This is a genomic window from Streptosporangium jomthongense (genome assembly GCF_042650425.1).
Taxonomy (GTDB): Bacteria; Actinomycetota; Actinomycetes; order Streptosporangiales; family Streptosporangiaceae; genus Streptosporangium.
In genome coordinates, this window is the sequence record NZ_JBHSBC010000009.1 from 87358 (window position 1) to 109049 (window position 21692).

Annotated in this window: 23 protein-coding genes; 8 read left to right on the forward strand and 15 right to left on the reverse strand. The window is 68.7% G+C overall.

What is annotated here, in order from left to right:
• Positions 1 to 1613: helix-turn-helix transcriptional regulator (locus tag ACFOYY_RS10145; protein WP_386189543.1), on the forward strand; the 1613-nt coding region annotated here is incomplete at its 5' end.
• Between the two features lie 452 nt (positions 1614 to 2065).
• On the opposite strand, the gene ACFOYY_RS10150 is transcribed toward ACFOYY_RS10145, so the two are convergent.
• Positions 2066 to 2662 (reverse strand): TetR/AcrR family transcriptional regulator, encoded by a 597-nt coding sequence (locus ACFOYY_RS10150; protein ID WP_362911308.1) that lies wholly within the window; start codon positions 2660 to 2662, stop codon positions 2066 to 2068.
• Between the two features lie 74 nt (positions 2663 to 2736).
• Between ACFOYY_RS10150 and ACFOYY_RS10155 the strand changes: the two genes are divergently transcribed.
• The gene (locus ACFOYY_RS10155; protein WP_386189651.1) at positions 2737 to 4236 is read left to right on the forward strand and encodes an ABC-F family ATP-binding cassette domain-containing protein; all 1500 of its coding nucleotides are present in this window, start codon (positions 2737 to 2739) and stop codon (positions 4234 to 4236) included.
• The gene (locus ACFOYY_RS10160) at positions 4230 to 5075 is read left to right on the forward strand and encodes a Vgb family protein (protein WP_386189544.1); all 846 of its coding nucleotides are present in this window, start codon (positions 4230 to 4232) and stop codon (positions 5073 to 5075) included. The genes ACFOYY_RS10155 and ACFOYY_RS10160 overlap by 7 nt, the downstream gene beginning before the upstream one ends.
• Here ACFOYY_RS10160 and ACFOYY_RS10165 read toward each other — a convergent pair.
• Entirely contained in the window at positions 5051 to 5857 is an 807-nt protein-coding gene (locus ACFOYY_RS10165) for a class I SAM-dependent methyltransferase (protein ID WP_386189545.1), read from the reverse strand. The two genes, ACFOYY_RS10160 and ACFOYY_RS10165, sit on opposite strands and share 25 nt — an antisense overlap.
• A gap of 757 nt (positions 5858 to 6614) precedes the next feature.
• Here ACFOYY_RS10165 and ACFOYY_RS10170 point away from each other — a divergent pair.
• Positions 6615 to 7136 carry a hypothetical protein gene (locus tag ACFOYY_RS10170; protein WP_386189546.1) on the forward strand — a complete coding sequence of 174 codons (522 nt, stop codon included), beginning with the start codon at positions 6615 to 6617 and terminating at the stop codon, positions 7134 to 7136.
• 653 nt (positions 7137 to 7789) lie between these two features.
• Here ACFOYY_RS10170 and ACFOYY_RS10175 read toward each other — a convergent pair.
• The 4 genes from ACFOYY_RS10175 to ACFOYY_RS10190 all read right to left on the reverse strand — a co-directional run bounded on the left by ACFOYY_RS10175 (position 7790) and on the right by ACFOYY_RS10190 (position 10606).
• The gene (locus ACFOYY_RS10175; protein WP_386189547.1) at positions 7790 to 8422 is read right to left on the reverse strand and encodes an AAA family ATPase; all 633 of its coding nucleotides are present in this window, start codon (positions 8420 to 8422) and stop codon (positions 7790 to 7792) included.
• 183 nt (positions 8423 to 8605) lie between these two features.
• Complete coding sequence (locus ACFOYY_RS10180) at positions 8606 to 8977, reverse strand: VOC family protein (RefSeq protein ID WP_386189548.1); 372 nt, start codon at positions 8975 to 8977, stop codon at positions 8606 to 8608.
• A gap of 63 nt (positions 8978 to 9040) precedes the next feature.
• Complete coding sequence (locus ACFOYY_RS10185) at positions 9041 to 9931, reverse strand: DnaB-like helicase C-terminal domain-containing protein (RefSeq protein WP_386189549.1); 891 nt, start codon at positions 9929 to 9931, stop codon at positions 9041 to 9043.
• Between the two features lie 96 nt (positions 9932 to 10027).
• Entirely contained in the window at positions 10028 to 10606 is a 579-nt protein-coding gene (locus ACFOYY_RS10190) for an RICIN domain-containing protein (protein ID WP_386189550.1), read from the reverse strand.
• 276 nt (positions 10607 to 10882) lie between these two features.
• On the opposite strand from ACFOYY_RS10190, the gene ACFOYY_RS10195 reads away from it, so the two are divergent.
• Entirely contained in the window at positions 10883 to 12166 is a 1284-nt protein-coding gene (locus ACFOYY_RS10195) for a sensor histidine kinase (RefSeq protein ID WP_386189551.1), read from the forward strand.
• Positions 12167 to 12222: 56 nt separating this feature from the next.
• A complete protein-coding gene (locus ACFOYY_RS10200; RefSeq protein WP_352015800.1) occupies positions 12223 to 12732 on the forward strand; it encodes a DinB family protein in 510 nt (169 codons plus the stop codon).
• Between the two features lie 81 nt (positions 12733 to 12813).
• Here ACFOYY_RS10200 and ACFOYY_RS10205 read toward each other — a convergent pair whose 3' ends face one another.
• Positions 12814 to 14427: a M4 family metallopeptidase gene (locus ACFOYY_RS10205; protein ID WP_386189552.1), complete on the reverse strand. Its 1614-nt coding sequence runs from the start codon at positions 14425 to 14427 to the stop codon at positions 12814 to 12816.
• A 373-nt stretch (positions 14428 to 14800) separates the two neighbouring features.
• On the opposite strand from ACFOYY_RS10205, the gene ACFOYY_RS10210 reads away from it, so the two are divergent.
• Together ACFOYY_RS10210 and ACFOYY_RS10215 are read left to right on the forward strand one after the other, a co-directional pair.
• Positions 14801 to 15085: a hypothetical protein gene (locus ACFOYY_RS10210; RefSeq protein WP_386189553.1), complete on the forward strand. Its 285-nt coding sequence runs from the start codon at positions 14801 to 14803 to the stop codon at positions 15083 to 15085.
• Positions 15086 to 15285: 200 nt separating this feature from the next.
• Positions 15286 to 16104: a phosphotransferase family protein gene (locus ACFOYY_RS10215; RefSeq protein WP_386189554.1), complete on the forward strand. Its 819-nt coding sequence runs from the start codon at positions 15286 to 15288 to the stop codon at positions 16102 to 16104.
• An 856-nt stretch (positions 16105 to 16960) separates the two neighbouring features.
• Here the strand turns inward: ACFOYY_RS10215 and ACFOYY_RS10220 are convergent.
• The 8 genes from ACFOYY_RS10220 to ACFOYY_RS10255 all read right to left on the reverse strand — a co-directional run bounded on the left by ACFOYY_RS10220 (position 16961) and on the right by ACFOYY_RS10255 (position 20740).
• Complete coding sequence (locus ACFOYY_RS10220; protein ID WP_386189555.1) at positions 16961 to 17092, reverse strand: hypothetical protein; 132 nt, start codon at positions 17090 to 17092, stop codon at positions 16961 to 16963.
• Positions 17093 to 17345: 253 nt separating this feature from the next.
• Positions 17346 to 18191 (reverse strand): hypothetical protein, encoded by an 846-nt coding sequence (locus ACFOYY_RS10225; protein WP_386189556.1) that lies wholly within the window; start codon positions 18189 to 18191, stop codon positions 17346 to 17348.
• 48 nt (positions 18192 to 18239) lie between these two features.
• Positions 18240 to 18365: a hypothetical protein gene (locus tag ACFOYY_RS10230; RefSeq protein ID WP_386189557.1), complete on the reverse strand. Its 126-nt coding sequence runs from the start codon at positions 18363 to 18365 to the stop codon at positions 18240 to 18242.
• Positions 18366 to 18650: 285 nt separating this feature from the next.
• A complete protein-coding gene (locus ACFOYY_RS10235) occupies positions 18651 to 18875 on the reverse strand; it encodes a BldC family transcriptional regulator (RefSeq protein ID WP_386189558.1) in 225 nt (74 codons plus the stop codon).
• A 17-nt stretch (positions 18876 to 18892) separates the two neighbouring features.
• Positions 18893 to 19126, reverse strand: a complete 234-nt coding sequence (locus ACFOYY_RS10240; RefSeq protein WP_386189559.1) for a hypothetical protein — start codon at positions 19124 to 19126, stop codon at positions 18893 to 18895.
• Between the two features lie 548 nt (positions 19127 to 19674).
• A complete protein-coding gene (locus tag ACFOYY_RS10245) occupies positions 19675 to 20025 on the reverse strand; it encodes a hypothetical protein (protein WP_362784537.1) in 351 nt (116 codons plus the stop codon).
• On the reverse strand, positions 20022 to 20522 hold the full coding sequence (locus ACFOYY_RS10250) for a hypothetical protein (protein ID WP_386189560.1): 501 nt from the start codon (positions 20520 to 20522) through the stop codon (positions 20022 to 20024). The genes ACFOYY_RS10245 and ACFOYY_RS10250 overlap by 4 nt, the downstream gene beginning before the upstream one ends.
• Complete coding sequence (locus ACFOYY_RS10255) at positions 20519 to 20740, reverse strand: hypothetical protein (RefSeq protein WP_386189561.1); 222 nt, start codon at positions 20738 to 20740, stop codon at positions 20519 to 20521. The genes ACFOYY_RS10250 and ACFOYY_RS10255 overlap by 4 nt, the downstream gene beginning before the upstream one ends.
• Between the last annotated feature and the right edge of the window lie 952 nt (positions 20741 to 21692).

Consider the following 21692-nt stretch of genomic DNA (forward strand, 5'->3'; position numbering starts at 1 on the left):
CGGCGGCCACCGGCCTGCTCCAGCGCCTGCTGGGATACCCGGGGCTGCCCGCCCGCGACGTCGACCGGCTGGCGGTCAAGCTCGGCCAGGTCGCGCACACCGGCCTCGACCAGTACGACCCGGTGGCCACCCTGGAACGGCTGCTGAGCGACCCCCGGCTCTCGACCGCCGCCAGGGGCGAGGTGCGGCTCTTCCTCGGCATGCTCCTGGTGCGGCAGATCGGCGGTCTCGAAGCGGGCCGCGCCGTGATCGAGACGGCCCTCGACGAGCTCGGCGAACGCCCCCACCTGCTCGCCAGAGGGGTCTCCGTCCTGGCGCAGCCCTTCTACGGCACGGCTCCGGTGTCGCAGGTCCTGCTGTGGCGGGAACGGCTGCGCGAGCTGATCAGGGCCTCTGAGGGCGAGGTGCGCCTGTCCCTGCTGGCCAACCACCTGTCGTCGCTGCTACAGACCGGGGACCCGAGCGTCCTGCGGGAGCTGGCGTTCCTGTCGCCCCCCGCCCCGCTGACCACCGGCGAACAGCGGCACCTCGCCCGCGTGCACTGCAACATGGCCGACGCCTGCACCTGCGTCGGCCACCACGACCAGGCCAGGACCCTGCTGGAGACGGGCCTGCGGCTGGCCATCGACTCCGGGGCGCCGTTCGTCGTCAGCACCGCCCGCGCCTCCCAGGCCAGGCTCTCCTGGTTCCTCGGCGAGTGGAACGGCCTGGCAGAACGCGCGACCGACCTGCTCGACGAGTACCACGACCTGTTCCCCGTCGCCAGCGAACTCTCCCTCGTCCTCGGCTCGCTGGCGATCGTCCGCGGCGACTGGGAGGAGGCGGAGGAACGCCTGGCCGTGACCGGCGTCGCCGCCCCGCACGACGCCATCACCCCGATCGCCATCGGCGGCTTCGCCGGCCTGGCCAGGCTCAGGCTCGCCCAGGGGCAGAACGCGCTCGCCCTGGCCGAGATCGAACGCGGCCTGGCCGTCGCGCGCGCGAAGGGCGTCTGGTCCTGGACCGGGGAACTCGTCCCCGTCGCGGTCGCCGTACTCGTCGAGGTCGGCAGGACGGACGACGCCAGGCAGCTCACCCGGGAACTGGAACGCAACATCAAGGGCAAGGACACCCCGATGGCCGCCGCCGCGCTGGAGATGGCCGGGGCCTGGCTGGCCCGGGCCTCCGGCGACCTGGCCCTGGCCCTCGACGGTTACGAACGGGCCAGGGACCTCTACCGCGCGCTGCCCGCGCCGTACTACGCGGCGCTGGCCGCCGAACAGGCCGCGCTGTGCCGGATGGACCGGGGCGGCGCCGAGGCGGCGCGGGCGACCGAGGAGCTGTCCGCGCTGGCCGACGACTTCGCCGCGATGGGCGCGCCCCGCGACGCCGACCGGTGCAGGTACCGCCTGCGCAGTCATGGCACGGTCAAACCGTCCAAGCGGGGCCGCCGGGGGTACGGCGACGTACTGTCCCCCCGCGAACAGGACGTGGCCAGACTGCTGGCGAAGGGCCGGACCAACCGCGAGATCGCCCAGGCGCTGTTCCTGTCTCCCCGTACGGTCGAACAACACGTCGCCAGAACCCTCAAGAAACTCGGCAAACAATCCAGAACCGACCTGCTCGACGACTGACCCTTCTTCACGGGGGTCGTGGGGTCAGTGGGGTCCGTGGGTACGACGGGCAAAAACCACGTACCCCTACGGATGTCGTCCCGGATTGTTCGGCGTCCGCCGTCGGCACAGAGTTGTCCATGACGCCCTCCCACCTCGTGGAGTACGGAAAGGACTGCGGTGCCTCCCGGGACGGGCAACGGCGTCCCCCGTCTCAGCGGGGTCTCCTCGGTCGGTGGGAGGGCGGAAACGGCATCTTCCCCCACCCACCACACGAGGTTCGGGAGCCAGGGATCGGCAGTGCTGTTGGGAGCCGCCGGGTAAGGGCATCCCTGGATGCGAGTGGCCCCCGGGGCTCGGGAAACCCGGGGGCCTGGCGCACGTCTCTCCCAAAAAGCGCGGGAGACTCACGTCGATCCGTGCCCGGATCGGCCGTCGCCGACGGCGGGCCGTTCGCGGGCCGTGGTCAGGGTCTACGGCTGGAGTGCCGAGAAGACGCCCGCGCGGGCGGCTGCGGCAGCGGCGTCGGCAGCGCGTACCGCGTCGTGTTCGGTGACCGGCTCGTGGGTGACGAACAGCCGGTAGTAGACCGGGGCGACGGCCGTCCTGATCACGTCGGCGCCGTCCGTGCCCGCGGGCACCTCGCCCCGTTCGACGGCCCGCCGTACCACCTCGGCCGCCTGCTCGTGGCGGGCCGTGAAGAAGTCGTGCAGGGATCGCGCGGCGTCGCCGTTCTGCACGGCGGCCGTCACGAACGCGGCGGAGACCGGGCCGGCGACGGGGTCGGCGAACCCGCTCTGCACCAGCCGGACGATCTCCCGCAGGTCCTCCTGGAAGGAGCCGGTGTCGGGCATCGGCCACGGCTCCTCACGCGCGAGCTCCAGCGCGTCCGCGATCAGCCCCTCCACGCTCCCCCAGCGGCGGTACACGGTCGTCTTGTGGACACCTGAGCGGATCGCCACGTTCTCCACCGTCAGTCCGCCGTAACCGTGTTCGGCCAGTTCGGCGAGGGTCGCCTGCCGTACGGCGTCGCGCACGCGAGCGCTGCGACCACCGGGACGCTGCTCCAAAGTCTACTCCAGTTGCATTAGGCGCCTTGACCCTGCTAGCCTAAAGCAACACGAGTTGCGATTGGAGTTCTTCACTGACCACACAGCTCTCCCTCAAAGGAGTCTCGAAGTCCTACGGCGAACGCCGGGTCCTCAACCAGGTCACCCTCAGCGTCCGCCCCGGCGAACGCGCGGGGATCGTGGGCGAGAACGGTTCCGGCAAGTCCACGCTGCTCCGGATCATCGCCGGGACGGAGACGCCGGACGACGGCGAGGTGACGGTCTCGGCGGCGGGTGGCGTCGGCTATCTGAGCCAGACCCTCGGCCTGCCGGGTGACCACACCGTCCAGCAGGCGATCGACGCCGCCCTGGCCGAGCTGCGCGCGCTCGAACGCGACATCCAGGAGGCCGCCGAGGCACAGGACATGGACAGGTACGGCGAGCTGCTCACCGCGTTCGAGGCCAGAGACGGCTACGAGGCCGACGCCCGGGTGGACAAGGCGACGCACGGGCTGGGTCTGTCACGGATCGAGCGCTCACGCGTGCTGTCGAGTCTGTCCGGCGGCGAGCAGGCGCGGCTGGGGCTGGCGTGCGTGCTGGCGGCCTCGCCGGAGATCCTGCTGCTCGACGAGCCGACCAACCACCTCGACGAGGCGGCGGTGATCTGGCTGGAGGACCGGCTGCGCGAACACAGGGGCACCGTGGTGACGGTCTCACACGACCGGACCTTCCTTGACCGGGTGGCGACGGCGATCCTCGAAGTCGAGGACGGCACGACGACCAGGTTCGGCGGCGGTTACAGCGGGTTCCTCGCCGAGAAGGCGGCGGCCAGGCTGCGCCGGGAACAGGCCCACGCCGACTGGCGGGAGGAGATCCGGCAGGTCAAGGAGTTCGCCACGACCACCGCGCACCGCGTCGCCGTCGGCCGGGCCATGAAGGACAACAACAAGATGGCCTACGACCGCAACGCCGGGCGCGTGCAGAGCTCGGTGGCCTCACGCGTACGGCAGGCCCAGGAGCGCCTGCGCCGCCTGGAGGAGAACCCGGTCCCACGCCCGCCCAGGCCACTGCGCTTCCACGGCACGTTCACGCCCGCCGGTGGGCGCACGGGCACGCTCGTGCGCCTCGACCGGTTGCGGATCGCGGCGGGCGACCGGCTGCTCATCCACGGGCCCAACGGCGCGGGCAAGTCGACACTGCTCGCCGCGATCGCGGCCGAGGCGGGCGCACGGACCGGCTACCTCCCGCAGGAGGTGACGTTCGATCCGGACAGGACGGTCATCGAGACCTACGGCGGAGAGGAGGAGGCGCTGCTGGCGACCGGCCTGTTCCCTCCGGAGGCACTCGAACTCAAGGTCGGCGCCCTGTCGGTGGGACAGCGACGACGGCTGGCGCTGGCCGTACTGCTGGCGGGCGAGCACGACCTGCTGCTGCTCGACGAGCCCACCAACCACCTCTCGCTCACTCTGGTCGAGGAGCTCGAAGAGGCGCTCGACGGCTACGGCGGCGCACTCGTGGTGGTCACGCACGACCGGGCGCTGCGGCGCCGTTTCACCGGCACGGAGATCGAAGTCTCAGGGGGCGACATATGTTGATCAATGGTTCACCTTACGGCGTCGTCACCGGTTCCGACGGCGCGCTGTGGTTCACGCTCGTCCATCAGGGGCGGATCGGGCGGGTCGTGCCGGGCGAGGAACCCACGATCTTCCAGCTCGATCCCGCCGACGGTCAGCCCACGGTGATCACCACAGGGCACGACGGGGCGCTGTGGTACACGGAGTTCGCCGGTGGCCGGATCGGGCGGATCACCCTGGACGGCACGGTCACCGCCTTCGACGTGCAGTCGCCGTACGGCATCGCCGCGGGCCCCGACGGGGCCATGTGGTTCACCCAGCTCCAGGGCGACCGGATCGGACGTATCACCACGTCGGGCGACATCACCCTCCACCGGCTGCCGACCGAGGGCGCGATGCCGTCGGCGATCACGGCGGGTCCTGACGGCGCGCTCTGGTTCACCCTCAACCAGGGCGACGCGATCGGCCGCGTCACCGTCGACGGCGAGGTGACGCGGTACGCGCTGCCCACACCGGGCGCCGCCCCGGTGGGCATCTGCGCCGGACCGGACGAGGCGCTGTGGTTCGTGGAAATCGGCGCGGGTCAGGTGGGCAGGATCGACACCTCCGGCGCGATCAGCGAGTTCCCGCTGCCCGACCGCGCCGCCAGGCCGCACGCCATCGTGACCGGCCAGGACGGCGCCCTCTGGTTCACCGAGTGGGGCGCGGGCAAGCTGGGCCGCGTCACCACCGAGGGCCGGATCGAGGAGTATCCCCTGGAGGGCGCCGAACCCCACGGGCTCACGGTCGGGCCCGACGGCGCGATCTGGGTCGCGATGGAGTCCGGAGCCCTGGTTCAGCCCAGCCTCACGGCCTCATAACACTGCGTGGTCCAGTCGACGGTCACCAGGTCGTCGAAATCCCGGTGAATCATCGTGGTTATTCTCCCGATCAGGGAATCACCTCTCTCCGGCCCGAGCGTCTGAAAATAGGACGTCGAACGCAGGTAGGCACCGAATTCCGCGGCCCTGAGCGTCTCCTGCCACGGGAAAAGGACACTGCCGAGATATTCGAACCCGGGATGCGCGTCCAGTTCGTCGCCCGGCCAGGTCTCCGGGTCCTGGATCACCTCGGCCTCGGCCCTGGTGACCGGTTCGGCGGGCCGCTCAAGGTCGGACAGCCCGAAGTCGTCGTAGATCGCGCGGATCGCGGCGACGACCTCCTCCTGCCTGAGCGGGCCGCAGTTCCAGACCAGCCCCAGGAACCCGCCGGGCCGCAGCAGGGCGGCGGCCCGGTCCATCCGGGTCTCCGGGTCGGTCCAGTGCCAGGCCTGCGCGCTGACCAGCCCGTCGTACGGCCCGGCCGCCGCGAACGACTCGAAGGTCGCCACCTCGACCCCGACCTGTCCCCCGGCGCGGCTCGGCAGGATGGCCGCCATCCGGGGATCGGGCTCCACGGCCGTCACCGTGAGCCCCTGGTCGACGAGCCCCACCGTGGCCTTCCCCGTGCCCGCCCCGACTTCGAGCACCTTCGGCCCGGGGAGCCTGCCCGCGATGTACTCGAAAAGCTCGTCCGGATAATCCGGCCGAGCGTCGTCGTAAACCTGGGCGACACCCCCGAATGACAGAGCGTGCCGTTCCGTGTACGCCTTTTCGTCCTCCATGGAAATCACTCTATTGCCCAAAGGCTGATTTCGGCCCCCCGGGAGAGATTTTCCATCGATCACGGCGGAACAGCGATAAGGTCAAGAATTAACCTCATTCATAGAAACGACAGAGAACGCCGCCGACCTTAATTCGTGGTGTTATGACGATCTGGGGCCGGGCCGGCCTCCGCGATGCGGCCGCCTACCGGATCCTCCTCAGCCCGTGTGCGATCGCGCGCACCCGGTGTTCTGGACTCGCCGAAGCAAGGTCGGTCAGGCGGACATGATCCAGCAACGACCGGACCCCACACCTCCCTAGATCCGTCGCACCGCGCGTACCGCGCGGATCACCGCGGCCATCCCAGAAAGGCCGACCGTCAGGCCGACGGCAAGAAGGTTCAGGGGTCGAACGGCGCATCAGCTTCGACCCGGGCCCGGTCGGCGACACAGCACCATCGACACAAAAGGATATTTTCGATACATCAATAAATATCGCCCCTAATAAAGATCCGGCAAGACCCTAAAGGAATAATGATCACATCCATTTTCAGAGGGGTCACCTCAAGTGGGTTCACGTTGCATGAATTGTCTTTACTTACCGATTGACATGACACAAACAGAAATGTTTGACTGATCAAGTCTCATCTTCGGAAGGGGAAGCATGAACAGAAAGTCATCCGTTCTCGCCCTTGTCGGCATCGCAGCGGGATTGCTGACCTCACCCACTCCTGCTTTTGCCGACAGCAAGCCGAGCCCAGCGCACAAGAAGGTTCGCGTGACGACTGTCGAGGTTCCCTTCTCCAGCATCAAGGACTTCACCGGTTGGGTTCGCGTCGACTGGGGGCCCGGTTTTCCCGCAGAAGGCATCCGTCACGAAGATGCCACAGAGCCGATCAGCACTCCGGACCCGACGGCCCTCAAGGCAGCAAAATCCGTTGGATACGTATGCTCGCTGTACGTAAGCCAGGCCAACTACGTGGGCGATGACGAGGTCATACAAGTCAACACCACCGGCTCCTGCTCAGGGGCCTTCGTAAAGCAGGAGACGGAACTAAAATTCCAGTGGGACGAGGACGGCGGATATTGGGGATGGGAAGACTGGACCGGATGGACGAAGGGCGGATGGTCATCGTCCGCCAACGACGAGAATAGGTTCCAGGTGGACTGCGACGGTGGAGGATGGTATTACTACCGGGGAGTCGGTAGGCAGACCGCACAGAGTTCCGAGGACCTCAGCTACCACACGGGGCCCGATGTCTACGGAAACTACGCCTCCTACAGGTCAAACTGCGGGTAAAGTGACCTCTTTTCACCCTGTTTTCACAACTCCTCAGAGGTGACTTGATCGGGCGGCTGCGAAAAGCGTGCCAACCGGCCCGCTTATCAGCGCCGCCCGATCCGAGCTGCCCCACACCAGGGCGCCCGACCCATGAGGGTGAGAACCAGAATGCCGAAAAAGCGGAACAAAAAGGTAAGGGTGCTGCCAGCGGATCCGAACAGAGGATCCACCGACCCTATTGAAACATGGTCCCGCGGGTCTTTCGAATACCAACCCAAGCCACTCCCGCAGAACCGAATTGCCAGACTAGCCGAAATAGTCAGCCGGCGTCTTAGGTCAGGGATGTCACGTTGGATCCGACTGCGTTTTCGACGATAATGCATTTGGCCGACCGAATTTCCCCGAAGGCGACCTCCCGCAAGGCCTCTTTTCGAACGGCCGATGACCGAAATACGCATCGCCGAAAGGCGCCCACGACCGGCGATGGTCAGCCAACCGCCACTGATCCTCATGCGTGACGTTCGGTGATCATATGGATGTATCGGGATACCGCGGTATGCGATATTCGCAGAACGGCGGGCTGACCTCCGTCCACGAGCCAGACGTGAACAGGTACGGCTACGCGCGGATATGGCGCTTCGTCACTCGACAACACCAACTGGCTCAAGTCATCAGTCGAACCGAATGTGCCTGAGGCCCGTCGCCGCCCGGCGGACACGTCCCCGTAGTCGGCCGTCGGTGTTCGGGGCGAGCTTCAGGCCGGTCGAGGCGGCGATCCGGTCGGCGACCTGGGCGACGGTGATGTGGTCGGTCCAGATGTGCTCGGCGAACTCCTCACCGCGCAACCGCTCCAGGCACCGGTCGAGCTTGGCCACGGCGAAGCTCTCCCTCCTCAGGGCGACCTTGCGCCCCGCGAAGAACCGCACGACCTGGCCGAAGCCGCGCTCACGCAACCGCCGCAACACGGTCGCCCGGTCGGCCAGCAACGCGAAGTGCCGTACGTCATGGCCGTTATCCCGCAACCGGCCGACGATCTCCCCGAAGTACTCCGGCTCAACGACCGTCATCGGCACGATCACCGGCCCGTCGTGCTTGCCGAGGACCAGCTCAAGCATCTCGTGAACCCCACGCCGCCAGGCGGGCAGATCCTGGAAGTCACCCCGCAACTCCGGCGGCAGCATCCGGTGCAGACCGAACCCGACATGCTCCGGATCACAGATCACACTGCCCGGCAACCGCCGCCGAAGCTCATGAGCCGTCTGCGTCTTCCCGCCCCCAAAAGGCCCATTAACCCAAACCAACATCCCCCGACCCTACGACCCCATCCCCACATGCGCGGGGAGCACCAGTACGACATCACGCTCCCGATCAACCCCGGGGGACCATCCCCGCGTGCGCGGGGAGCACTTTCCAGTGGTGGGCGTCGATCCTGTCTAGTTGGGGCCGTCCCCGCGCACGTGGGGATGGTTCATCAGCGAGTCCCTTCCTCACCCCCTGAGCAAACAGAACGGGTGACCCGCCGGGTCTGCGAAGATCCTCCAGCCTCGGGGGTCCGTGTGGAGCAGGGTGGCGCCGAGGCTGAGGACCTCGTTCTGGGCCTGGTCGAGGTCGGGGACGTCGATGTCCAGGTGGAACTGTTGCGGGTGCGCGCTGTCAGGCCATCGGGGCGGCCGGTGGTCCTCCACCCGCTGGAACGCGAGCACACGACCGGAGCCGGTGTGCAGGGTCGAGAAGTCGTCGTCGACCGCCCACCGAGGATCGGGCCGATTGACCACGCCGCCCAGAAGCGCCCGGTAGAACCGTGCGAGTCCCAGAACGTCCGGGCAGTCCAGAACCACGCACTGCAGCCTGCCGATCATCGAAAACCCCTTCGCCAACAACCCGACAGCGCGCGGCCGTCCGCCCCACCGCGAGCCGAAACATCAGCCGTGCGGAGGCACGTCCACATCATGTGGCATGTCGACAAAGCGACCGTAGTGCCCCTGGAAGGCCACGGTGACCAAGGCCGTGGGACCGTTGCGGTCCTTGGCCACGATCAGGTCGGCCTCCCCCGCACGGGAGGACTCGCGCTCGGCGGCGTCGTCGCGGTGCACCAGGACGACAAGGTCGGCGGTGCGGGCGACGGGGGCGCACAGGTCGGTGTACATGTCCGGCGGCCGGTTGGAACCCGCCTCGGACGGGAGGTCGAGGTCGGTGGAGACGATGATGGGGACCTCCAGCCGTACGGCGAGCGCCTTGAGGGTCTGGACGGTTTCGGCGATCTCCTGCTCGTGGGTGCCACCGCGCGTGTCGGGGCGGATGTGCCGCAGGCCGTCGACGGCGACCAGGCGGGCCGCGGGCTCGTCGGTGCAGGCACGGGTGATGCGGGCGCTCAGCTCGCCCAGGGTCCAGTCGGCGGGAGTGGCCAGGAACAGCGGGGCTTCGGCGATGCGGGGTGTCACCTGGGCGAGCCTGTCGCGGTCGATGTCGTGCAGGGTGCCGCGGCGTATCGCGTGCCGGCTGACGCGGGCCTCGGCCGAAGCGATGCGGGTGAGCAGGTCACGCCGGGAGGACTCGTAGCTGACCAGCAGAGTAGGGGTGTCGTCGGTGAGGGCGGCGCCTCGGCAGAAGGCGAGCAGCAGGGTCGTGCTTCCCACGCCGGGACGGGAGGCCACGACGGACAGGGTGCCGGGACTCAGGGAGACGAGAAGGGCGTCAAGGTCGGTGATGCCCGTGAGGACACGGCCGGAAGGCCGACTCCGAACGGCGTCGAGGTGCTCTAGAAGACCGTGGAACTCCTCGCGGACCGAGGCTGGGGCGGGGTCGTAAGGCATGGCGGTCATCTTGTCAGCCGGTACCGACACCCACCGGTCGCCGCACGAGGACCTGTCAGCGGTTCCACAGCGCGGCGGCCGGTCATGACAGGTGACTCAGAGAAGCTTCCACTCCTGGTAGGGCAGGTCGTTCGAACAGTCCTGCTGGACCACGAGGACGCCGTCGGTGAGGTTGCCTCGCGGGACCGTCAGGCACTTGCCGCTGTGACGGGCGACCAGGCTGAAGTAGCCGTTGGGCCGCTGGACGAGCTTCCACTGCTGCTGGGTCGTGCGGTAGGTGGTGTCGCAGGCCTGCTGGATGACGGACGCCTGGTCAGTGGTGGCCCCTCCCTGGACCTCCAGGCACTTGCCGCTGTGCTGGGCGCGGATCGTGTAGTAGTTGTCCGCGACGAACCCATCCGCGAGGTCGCTGTTGTAGGCGGCGACGAGGTTCCACGTCTGGTTGTCGGGGGCGTCGTAGCAGTGCCACTGCTGTACGGGCTGCCCGGCGGCCTGGTTCGCGCCGGGGACGTCCAGGCACTTGCCGCTGTGGTTGACCATCAGCTTCGCCCTGAACAACGGGGCGGGGACCGAGGTCGCCGCCGACGCGGCGGGGGCGGCGGCCGGCATCGTCCCGCTGACCGCCAGGGCGCACAGACCGGCGGCGATTCGTACGGTGGAGATCGTTGCCTTCATCGTGATTTTTCCTTTTCGACCGATTCGGGAAGATCACTCAAGCATTTCCAACACCGTATGTAATGAATCAAACACGTAGGGCTTTGTCCATCGTCGATTTTCGCGCCCAGACTTCACGCCCAAGCCCCATGAAGGTCGTCAAGGTGCGGAAGCCGTACCACTCGGCCGGCGACCTTTCGACCACGAGTTCACCCCCGGAAGGGCATTTGACCTGGTGTTTGTGGTGGTCCTGGCACAGTCGGACACATGGCGCGCGCTCACTCCATCAGAGCCCGGATGACGATCACGACGGTGGTCGCGTTCGGCCTGGTCATCCTGGGTGGAGCGGCGACGATCTCGGTCACCTACCCTGCGCGGGTGCGGGCCCAGCTCACCGACCAGGCCGCCGCCGCCAGCCGCCACCTCACCACCATGATCGACAACCAGCGGTTCCCCGGGCAGATCCCACCGCAGGGCGACGTCCGGCTCCTGCAGATCGTGGACGACCAGGGCCGTGTCCTGGTTTCCTCCCGCAGGTTGGAGGGCCGTCCGCCACTGACGCGGGCCAGGCCGACCGGAGGCGACTCGCGGGTCGACGACCGGGTGTGCGCGGGGTCACATTGCATGGTGATCGTGGGCACCAGCAACCGCGCCACCGTGTACGGCCCGGTCGTGGCCTACGCCGCCATGGAAGAGCCGTTCATGGTGAACTCGCCCCTCCTGCCCGCCCTCCTGTTCGGCTCGTCCGCGCTGCTCCTGGCCCTGATGGGGTGGGGCACCTGGTACGGCGTCGGCCGCGTCCTGGCACCCGTCGAACGGATCAGGCAAGCCCTGGAACGGTTCAGCGCCGAGGACCTCAGCGGACGTGTCGAGGTCCCGTCCACCGGGGACGAGGTGGCCGAACTGGCCGCCACGGCCAACGAGACGCTGAACCGGCTGGAGAACGCCGTCGAACGGCAGCGCCGCTTCGTCTCCGACGCCTCCCACGAGCTGCGCACCCCGATCAGCGGTCTGATGGTGCGCCTAGAGGCGGGGATGGAGGAGCGTACCGAGGCCGACTGGCGGGCGGCCCTGGACGACGTGCAGCGGTTGGCCGACATCGTGCAGGACCTGCTGCTCATGGCCCGGCTCGACGCGGGGGCGCCCGTCTCGCAGGAACGCTTCGACCTGGGACGAATGGTCAAGGACGAGAGCGGGCGGCGGCCCTGCCGCCTCTCACTGACACTGGACGTCGAGCCCGGCGTGTACGTGCAGGGCAACCGGCTGCGGCTGGCCCGCCTGTTCACCAACCTGCTGTCCAACGCCGACCGGTACGGCGACTCGATGGTGCGGGTGGTCGTACGGGGCCACGGCGACGAGGCCGTACTGGAGGTCGTGGACGACGGTCCGGGGATTCCACCGGAGATGCGGGAGCGGGTGTTCGAACGGTTCACCCGGCTTGACCGCACCCGCTCACGCGACGCCGGAGGGACCGGGCTCGGGCTGCCCATCGCCCGGGACATCGCCCGCGACCACGGCGGCGACCTCAGCGTCGGAGACGGCCCGCAGACACGGCTGGTCCTGCGGCTCCCCCGTGCCTGACGATCGACGTCCGCTTCGGCCGTACGGCGGGCCTGTCCGGCGGTTAGGTTCCGGGCATGAGCCTTTACGAGCGACGGCCTCCCCTCGTCGCGGATGAGCGGACCCAGCTGGTCGGATGGCTGGACCTGCAGCGGGTGCTGGTACGCCACAAGCTGGAGGGGCTGCGGGCCGAGGACGAGCACCGTGCCGTGCTGCCGGAGTCTCCGCTGATGACACCGGCCGGGCTGGTCTCGCACATGCGGTGGACCGAGCACTGCTGGTTCAACGTGATCTTCCTCGGTGAGCCCGAGGAGACGAACCCGCAGTTCCGGAAGGATCTGCCGTTCAACGCCGACATGATGGCCGACGGCGTACCGCTGGCCCGGCTGCTGGACGAGTTCGAGGCGCAGTACGCGCGTTCGAACGAGATCACCGCGGCCCACTCGTTGGACGACGTCGGCGGGCAGCCGGACTACGCCCCGACCCTGCGGTGGATCCTGATCCACATGGTCGAGGAGACCGCCCGCCACGTCGGCCACCTGGACGCGATGCGCGAACTCCTCGACGGACAGAAGGGGTACTACTGACGGCGCCAGGGCGGCTCCAGGAGTGTCCCCGGACGCGTGCCGACTCCCGTCCGGGGTCCTCCTGTGGCCGTCATGTGTGCACTACGGGCAGGTCGGTTCGAGGAACTGGGCGTGCACGCCGACGGCGTCCCACGCGGCCTTGGTCGCGCTGAACTCGTAGGAGCAGTTGAAGTGCGTCTTGGCCGTCCTGAGCGTGGCGATGCGCGACGCGCGGTGGGTCCACGGCTGGGTCTTGCCCTGCAGCCCTCCCATGAAGATCAATCCCGCCTTCTGGATGCCGATGCCGACCACCTCCACCGGCCCGCCCGAGCAGATCGGGGAACTGGGCTTGCCGCCTCCGGGGTTGCTGCCCTCGGCCAGCAGGTAGAACCAGTGGTTCTGCGGCCCCGCAGCCTTGTGGGGATCGATGTTCGAAGGCAACGGGTAACAGTTCGGGTCGCCCGCGAGGGAGGGGTTGTACATGTAGCGGATCGGCCCGGTTCCCACCAGGTTGACCTCCTCACCGACCAGGTAGTCCGGCGGGTCGAGGGTGGCGGGCTCGTTGGCGTACGCCTCGGTCAGCGCGCCGAAGATGTCGCCCGCGGACTCGTTCAGGCCGTCGGTCTCGACACCGCTGCCCGCTCCGCCCGGCGTGCCCTGGAAGATGGCATGCCCGTACTCGTGGCCCACCGTGTCCAGCGAGGTCACCTGGCGCAGGTTGTCACTGGAGTGGCCGAAGCTGGTGTAACTGCCGTTCCAGAACGCGTTGACATCGTCGAGGCCGACCCGGCCGGGGAAGCCGTGGCCCAATCCGTCGTGACCGTTACGACCCAGCCAGTTCTTGAGCATGTTCCACTGGGTCTGCGCGGCGAACATGACGTCCACGCAGGCCGTCACGAGGTCGGTCCCGGTGCCGTTGCCCCACGAGTCGGAGGCTCGGGCGTACACCTGCCCGCTCTGGTTGCCGCACTTGAGGCCCGGCCGAGTCAGGTCGGACATGGTGTACGACCCGAACGATCCGGACGTGGAGATGGTGACGGGGTTGCCGTTGTAGTAGCTGTTGCCCGTACCTTCCCTGACCTCGTCCACCTTGTCGATCACCGCGCCGGTGCGGGCGTCCACGAAGACGTGCAGCACGCTCGGGCCTCTCGTGGTCGCGCCGGACACGTCGACCGCCCAGGCCAGCCGGGGTGTCGCCGTGGTGGCGTGGACCACCAACGCGGGCGCGCCCGCGCTCTCCACGGTGGCGAGCTGGGATCGGGCGATCGCGGCGGCCCGCTCGCCGGTGACCTTCGCCACGGTGCCGACGGTGATGTCGGCCGTCTGCCCGGTGGTCACCTGCTGGACCACGCCGCCCGACCGGTCGGTGCCCACAACGACCTCGCCGCCGTACACCGGCAGCCCCTTGTAGGTGCGTGAATACCGCAGATACTGCACGCCGAACGCGCCCGTGACGTTCTCGGCCAGGGTCAGCGTCTCACCGCTTCCCTTGTGAAGCCGCTTGGCCTGGGCCGCGATGGCCACGTCGGCCGCGGACTCGGCCCGCAGGCGGGACTGGGGGTCGGAGGGGGCGAACACCGGCGTGCCGGCGGAGGCGGCCTTGCCGTACGGCACGGCACCCGGTGCGGCGGCGAGCGCGCCGCTGGACGTCGAGGCCGCGGTCATGGCCGCCGCCGCCAGCATGGCGATCGCACCTGTCCTGTGAATGCGGTTCACTCTCGATGACTCCTCTCACAGTTCCCTCGGGGGGTGAAGGGATTGCAGAGAGCCCGGATGAAATGGGCCTGAACCTGCCCTCAAGCTGACCCCGTACACAGGGCGGGAATACCCTGCAACTTTCCATAGAATGGCGTTATGGAAACGTTTACGGATGGCACGGAACACCTGTTTCCAATCATGCCCAAAGAGTTGCGGCAACCCGAAAACTCTCCGACCGGATGACCTTCACCGAGCCTGCGGAATAGCTAAAACGGTTCACCAGGGAGTCGACGGGCGGCGGCCACTCGTAGCCGCTTTCACCGGTGGCCTTTCCCCTCACGGGCCATAATGGAATGATCCACTGCGACCGGGATCGACCGAAGGGAAGTGCATGAACACCAAGGTGCTCGCTTTCATCGGCCTCCTGTTGGTGGGTTCAGGCGTCCTCGCCGGAATGATGCCCGTCACCGCGGAAGGAGGAGAGTGCGGTTCGGTGTTCTTCGAGACCGATTTCACGTCCGAGGATGAATCGTTTCGGAATATCGGTCCTCAGAGCGGCTGCACGGACACGAGGAGCCTTGTCCGGATCCCGATCACTGTCCTCATCGTCGCCGGCGGAGCGACATTAATCGCCGCTTCCCTCTCCACACGAAAGACCGACCCGGAAGGCGAGTGACCGGAACTCCGTCACACGCGTGCACGGCCGACCGTTCCGATCCCGCCACCGGGGCAGACGTCATACCGATCATGTGAGGACACGGAATGCCCGCCGTACCCGACCCGCCCGAGAAGAACGTTTCCCGTCTGCCGAACGGCGCCCTTCGATAACCTCGTCCCGTCCCATCCCGGACAACGGAGAAGGCGTACGGCGAACGCATGGCCGACCGGTTCAGCACCCACGACCTCGAACTCGGCGACAACGTCGTGACCAAGCGATACGCCTCGTGGGACCGAGGAGAGCCACACCGGGAGTGGACGACACTGACACTCCTGGCCGAACACGCCCCCGGCCTCGCCCCCACCCCCGTGAGGGCCGCGCTCGACGCCGACCCACCGACGATCACGATGAGCAGGCTCCCCGGCCGTGTCCTGCGCGGAACACACGCCACCGACGAGCAGATCGGCGCGCTGGCCGCCGCCCTGAACCGGCTCCACCGGATTCCCGCCACGGTGGCGCGGACGCTCCAGCCCGCCCCCTGGGGGCCCGCCGTGGCCGTGAACAAGGCCCGTACCTGGGCCGACAGGCGCCCCGACCTCGGCGACGACCCTCTTGTACGGCACGCCTACCGCGCGGGAGTCGCCTGGCTGTCCTCGACCGCCCCGGACGAACTCACCGTGAACCCGTTCCCGCCCGTCATCGGCCTGGCGGACGGCAACCACGCCAACTACCTCTGGGACGACCACGAACGCCGGATCCGGCTGGTCGACTGGGAGGACTCCGGCCACAACGACCGCGCCTTCGAACTCGGCGAGGTGGTCGAACACATCTCCCGCCTCGACGGCACCCTCGACGCGGAGAAACTCCTGGCTCACTTCACCCTCACCCCGGAAGAGGCCAACCGCGTAAACGGCTTCCGCCGCCTCATCGCCCTGCTGTGGTTCCTCCAGTTGGGCCCCACCGGCCCGGCCACCCCCCACAACCCACCAGGCACCCTGAGGCGCCAGGCGAAAAGGCTCGTACGCCTCCTCACCTGACGCCCTCACGCCGGGACCGTCACCCACTCGCAGGTACGGCAGGCGCACCCGCTCCAGCCGGTCACCGGCAAGCCTTCGGCAGAGGTCACACCACACAACGCCCAACGAACGAACGCGACCTTCCCCGCATACACGGGGAGCACCCCCTGGCCGACCAAAGCGCCGTCCCAGAGCACGGACCATCCCCGCATGCGCGGGGAGCACTACAGCTGGCAGACCATCGAACGCAAGGCGAAGGGACCATCCCCGCGTGCGCGGGGAGCACACGGGGAGGACGCCCACCGCTCGGTGAGGATCGGGACCATCCCCGCGTGCGCGGGGAGCACCGCTCCAGCGCTTCCAACACCGTCCGCGCGATGGGACCATCCCCGCGTGCGCGGGGAGCACCCTCGCCGACCTGCGGGTTTATCAGCGCAGAGGGCCGAAATTCATCACTTCCATCGACTTGGACATACCGGACACACCATCAAGTTCACCGAGACAACGCCGACCACAGGCTAACGTGCAACACGACACAAAACCCCCTGATCCACAAGCACGCCCCAAGACGGGAAACCCGCCCACCAGAAAGCCACACCGCCGCCCTTGCCCTCAGAGTCCTCCACACCCGCCAAACAACATGCCCGAAATATCCGACTCAACGAAAGTAATGATTTCCAGCCCTCACCGCCGACAAACCCGCAGGTCGCCGAGGGTGCTCCCCGCGCACGCGGGGATGGTCCCGTGGGGCGGCCGGGGGACCATTCGCCGTACGGGTGCTCCCCGCGCACGCGGGGATGACCCTCTTTTCGTTGGCGACGATCGAAGGACAGGCCCGTTCGCTGGGTGTTGGTGGCACGGTCATTTGGACGTGTCATCAGCCCCGAATCGTCACCTCAGCGGGCGAGTATGGCATCTCGCCCGGGTCGCCCAGCCGTACCTCCTGACGGCCGTCTACCGTGACCGTCAGCCCGAACTCCTCGTGCCCGGCCTCCCCCGCTCGACCCACCGCCGGGACGCGGCCTCGACCTCGTTCCCCTTGTACGGCACGCCTACTGTGAGGCAGTTGCCTGGCTGTCCTCGACCGCCCGGACGAACTCACCGTGAACCCGTTCCGCCCGTCATCGGCCTGGCGGATGGCAACCACGCCAACTACCTCTGGGACGACCACGAGCGCCGGATCCGGCTGGTACCAGCGCGGACCCCAACCATGACCTCAAAATGTCATCGGAGTACCAGGGGCCCACGACAGAACCGGTTCGCTAGAGGCGTCCGTACGCGCGCAGGGTCTTGAGCTTGCCCACGGTGAGGTAGCCGCCCCATTCGTGCTGGACGAGGGGGGTCCACATCTCCCAGTTGGGAGCCCAGCCTCCGTCGTCGGCCTGGTCGCGCACTGCCACGTCCAGGTGGCGCTCCAGCACGGCGGTGTCGAACAGAGGCAGCCGCAGCGGCTCGGGGGCGAAGTCGAGCGGGTAGTGGACGTGGCCCGGCTGGTCCGGTTCGAGGGAGACGGCCGCCAGGAAGGCTGGCTTGAGGCGGGTGAACTCGGCCAGGGCCCGCTCCCTGTCGGGTACGTGCTCCAGGAAGGTGAGCACGGCGCGGGCCTCATACTGCTGCATCTTGTCGAGGCCGGCGATTCGTGACCAGCAGAAGTCGGTGGCGGGCCCGAGCCACGGGTGGGTGACTCCGTGCTTGTGGAGCAGGCCTGCGAGGGGTGCGGTGGGGTTGAGGTTGGCGGGCGGGTCGGCGTCGGTCTGCCACCAGGGGGCGCGCGGCGCGTCGGTGGGCAGCATGAAGGGCACGCCGCCCTCAGGCGTGCTGATGCCGGTCAGGTAGTCACAGGCGGCGGCCGTCATCGGGTCGGCGAACGCGTCGAGCTCGTCCAGTAGCCAGAACGCGATCTCGACGGGCTGCGGCTGGCTGCCGGAGCCGCGCAGGTCGGGCTCCAGCGCGTGGCCGAAGCCGCCGTCGGCGTTCTGGTAACCACGCAGCGCGTCGAGCACACGGGCCCGGGAGCCGCCGCCGAACAGCGCCTCGAACCTGAGCCTGTCAAGGAGCCTCGCGTGGAGCAGCAGGTAGCCGCTCGCCCGGTGCAGAAGGTCGTTCATGCGAGCGACGATACGTCGTCGGCCTCGGACTTCTCTTGTACGAATCGGTCACGTCACGGCATGGCCAGGGCCCGCGCCCAGAAGGGCGGCGACCTCGGCGCCTCGCACGCTGACGTGCCGACTGGCGGCGATCACCAGCACGTATCCCAGCCGGTGCCGCTTCCAGGAAGGCACGCGGGTGGGAAGCTTGGCCGTAGACCTCGTCCCCGGTCACCCAGGAGCCGTCGAGACCGGCGCCCAGAGCCGCACCGATCATCCACGCGGCCAGGGTGGACTTGGAGGCGAACGAACGCGGCACTTCCCCGCATACACGGGGAGCACACCCTGGCCGACCAGAGCACCGTCCCAGAGCACGGACCATCCCCGCGCGGGGATGGTCCCCCTTCCTTCCCTGCAGCCCGTGGACAGATCGAGTGCTCCCCGCGCACGCGGGGATGATCCGTCACCATCCGATGGTGATCAAGACGTGGCGTTGAGGAGGGCGTTGATATCGGTTTCTCGGTAGCGGCGTTGGTTGCTGGGGGTTCTGACCGAGGGGATGCGGCCGGTCAGCGCCCAGCGGTTGACGGTTTTGGGGTCTACGCCGAAGATGCGGGCCACCTCGCCGGGGGTGAGGAGGCGTTCGGTGGTGCCGGTTCCGGTGGTGAAGGTGCCGTCGGGGGCGACGGCCTTGAGTGGGGACATGGGGGCTCCGTAAGGGGTCAGGGGCGGGTGCGGCGGAGGATTTCGTCGTGGTGGGCCAGGGCGTCGGCGAGGCGGTGGAGGGTGGTTCGGCCGAGCATGTCGCGGGCTCCGGCCGCGCGCTGGTCAGGCCGTAGTGGTTTGTAGCGGATGGCCCACCATCGGGGCAGGCCGGGCAGGTGGAGGTGTTCGTAGCGCCAGGCGGGGTGGGTGCTGGTGAGCAGGTCGATCATTCGTCGCTCGTAGTCGGTCATGGTCGTCCTGGTTCAGAGGGCGGACAAGAAACCCGGACCGCAAGGCCAGGGCCTTTCACTCGGGCGGGGATTCCCGATCGCTCGGGCCGCAAGGCCGGGGTTTCACCCAGGCCGGGAGAACCTTCGCAGGGACCGCGAGACCGGGGCTTTCCCTTGGGCGGGGCCCTCGACCGCTGGGGCCGTGAGGTCCGGGATTTCCAGCCGTTCGGGCTTGGACGGCAGGTCCTCGCGGAGACAAGGAGGGCGGGTGCCCGGCCCCGAGCCGGGGAGCACGACGGCCGGGCACCCTGGAGGAGGACCGGCCCCACACGTTCAGGGCCGGTGCGCCAGACGACTCCCCTTCCCCACCACGCGCCCAGCGTGCATGGGAGCCGCCTTGCGGAGGTGTGCGGCCCAGGTCCCTCCCACCTGAGCCGCACGTTTGAGGAGGTACGGCGGGTCATGAGCCTTCCCGCCCGCCGTACCGGCTTTCCGGAGTTGTGTGCGATCCAGGTCCCTCATCCCTGGACCGCACGCTCAAGGGGTACGGCGAGCCGCCGTACCGGCTTTCAGGAGCGCAGCAACCTACGCAATCCAGTGGAGCAGTCCCCAGCCCGCACGGCCCGGACCAGCCGGGACGCCCGCGCTGCCTGTTTGGCCCGAGCGCTCCGGAGGGCGCGGGCGACGGCGACACCCCGGATGCTCGGCGGCACGACCGAAGGCGCGTGGGCGGTCAGCTTGCGGTCCAGTTCCTCGACCGACTCGGCTCGCACCAGCAGCACCTCCCCGAGCCCCGGCCTGACCGGCGGAAAGCGACGGTAGGCGCTCCACAGGCCGGACCGCGAGCTGTGGAAAACCAGCCACTCCGGATGGGCCCGCTGTACGGCGTCGCAACTCCGAAGCACGACACCCGACATCACGCCGCCCTCCCACCCGGCAAACGCCCTCCGGCGGACACCACTCCTTCACCCGACGAAGGCCATGGCCCCGTTCCCTCATCCGGCGAAGGCCGTGCCCCAGCGGATGCCGTTTCCCCGCCCGGTGAACCACGCTCCTTGGTGATCGCCTCGGTTCGCGTCCCGCCGGGCTCCTCGGTGACCGCCACTGCGGCCCGCCTGCGGGAAGCCCTCCTGCGAACCGGCGCCGGGGAGGACTGCGGCGAGAGCCGCATCGCCCGAATCATCTCGGCCTCCCTCATCCGCTCCTCCAATCCGTCAGCCGTGGGGTCCTCAACGATCACCGGTCGAGGGCCGTCCCAGGCGGCCACGGCGTAGAAACAGCGTCGTCCCAGGCTGTAGAGAACCGTCCAGTCCGCCCAGGCCTGGTCGATCCGCTCGGCTTCGGCCCGCGCGGGGCCGTCCCACACCCGCCGATAGACCGGGGCGTACGGCAGGCCGTCACGGTGGCGTCCGGTCACGAGGTGACCTCCTCGACCAGGGCGGTGCGGGCGGTCTCCTCCTGCTCGGCGACGATGGCCTGGATCTCGTCGAAGGTGTCGGCGTCCACGGCCGACTCGGCTCCGGCCTGTACGGCGGCGCGGGGGAAGAGGTGGGTGCGGAAGGCCCAGAAGCGGCCCGCGTCACTGATGATCAACCGCCAGCCCGGGATCACCGGGCGGCCGGGGGTGCTGTGCATGATCTGGACCTCCAAGATCCGACCAGAGGCTTGTGCCGACAAGGTGATCACCGGCCGGGCCTGCCCTGCGGGACGATGAAGAAGGTGTGTGCCGGCCGGACGAACGCCGGGCCGACAGACCGCCTGAGCCTGGGGAACACGACATCGGCCGCCGCGTCGAGGCGGCCGACCGCTCGCGGGCCGTACGCCGCCAGGCCGACACGCCCTCGTCCAGGTGACCCCCGACCGGGGCACGTGAGGGAAAGGGCGCCGGATTCGCCGAGGCGGCGACGGCCGTACCGGCACAACGGGCGCGGCCTCCGGAGCGGCGGCCGGCCTGTCCACAGGCACCGGCCCAGAAGCGCCGCCCTCCTCCACAGGGCCGTCCGGAACCACCGCAGCCGCCCCCGGCCCGGAATCCGCAGGGCCTTCCCGTACGGCGGTCGCGGCCACTCCCGGCTCAGGAGCAGGACGACGCCGACCAGGCACCGGCCCACGATCCGGGCCGGTCTCATCCACAGGACCACCCGGTACGGCCTTCGCAGCCGGGGCCGGCGCGGGCGCCTCAGGATCGGGGTCATGCTCGGGACGCCGCTGGGCGGGCACCAACGGAACCACCTCAGCGGGCGCGACCTCCACCGGAGGCCGGGGCGCGGGAAGAAGCTGCGGGCCGTACTCGCGGCGGGCCTGGAGACGGGCGTTCATCAACAGCCCGGACGGCTGCACGTAGTCGTGCCCGTCCTGCTGCGAACAGCCATGGGCGTAGGGGGAATGGCCACAGCGGGCACACCCCATGGGCAGAGGTACGGCACCGGCGAAGCAGCCGCAACCGTCCCGGATCGACGTGCCCGAGCTGGAGTCCCGGGCATTACTCTTGCTCACGTCAGGAGTCACCTTCCTGATCAAGGACCTGTCCCGACGTCGCAACCGTCGGGCAGGTCCGTTTTCGATGTGGCGAGTTCGTCTTGACTGG

Coding starts and splice junctions, on each gene's coding strand:
- ACFOYY_RS10185 (WP_386189549.1), bottom strand. CDS start 9,931: ATGCCTTACGACCCCGCCCCAGCCTCGGTCCGCGAGGAGTTCCACGGT.
- ACFOYY_RS10210 (WP_386189553.1), top strand. CDS start 14,801: ATGAACACCAAGGTGCTCGCTTTCATCGGCCTCCTGTTGGTGGGTTCA.
- ACFOYY_RS10240 (WP_386189559.1), bottom strand. CDS start 19,126: ATGACCGACTACGAGCGACGAATGATCGACCTGCTCACCAGCACCCAC.
- ACFOYY_RS10180 (WP_386189548.1), bottom strand. CDS start 8,977: ATGATCGGCAGGCTGCAGTGCGTGGTTCTGGACTGCCCGGACGTTCTG.
- ACFOYY_RS10200 (WP_352015800.1), top strand. CDS start 12,223: ATGAGCCTTTACGAGCGACGGCCTCCCCTCGTCGCGGATGAGCGGACC.
- ACFOYY_RS10160 (WP_386189544.1), top strand. CDS start 4,230: ATGTTGATCAATGGTTCACCTTACGGCGTCGTCACCGGTTCCGACGGC.
- ACFOYY_RS10165 (WP_386189545.1), bottom strand. CDS start 5,857: ATGGAGGACGAAAAGGCGTACACGGAACGGCACGCTCTGTCATTCGGG.
- ACFOYY_RS10175 (WP_386189547.1), bottom strand. CDS start 8,422: ATGTTGGTTTGGGTTAATGGGCCTTTTGGGGGCGGGAAGACGCAGACG.
- ACFOYY_RS10195 (WP_386189551.1), top strand. CDS start 10,883: ATGACGATCACGACGGTGGTCGCGTTCGGCCTGGTCATCCTGGGTGGA.
- ACFOYY_RS10235 (WP_386189558.1), bottom strand. CDS start 18,875: ATGTCCCCACTCAAGGCCGTCGCCCCCGACGGCACCTTCACCACCGGA.
- ACFOYY_RS10190 (WP_386189550.1), bottom strand. CDS start 10,606: ATGAAGGCAACGATCTCCACCGTACGAATCGCCGCCGGTCTGTGCGCC.
- ACFOYY_RS10255 (WP_386189561.1), bottom strand. CDS start 20,740: ATGCACAGCACCCCCGGCCGCCCGGTGATCCCGGGCTGGCGGTTGATC.
- ACFOYY_RS10225 (WP_386189556.1), bottom strand. CDS start 18,191: ATGAACGACCTTCTGCACCGGGCGAGCGGCTACCTGCTGCTCCACGCG.
- ACFOYY_RS10215 (WP_386189554.1), top strand. CDS start 15,286: ATGGCCGACCGGTTCAGCACCCACGACCTCGAACTCGGCGACAACGTC.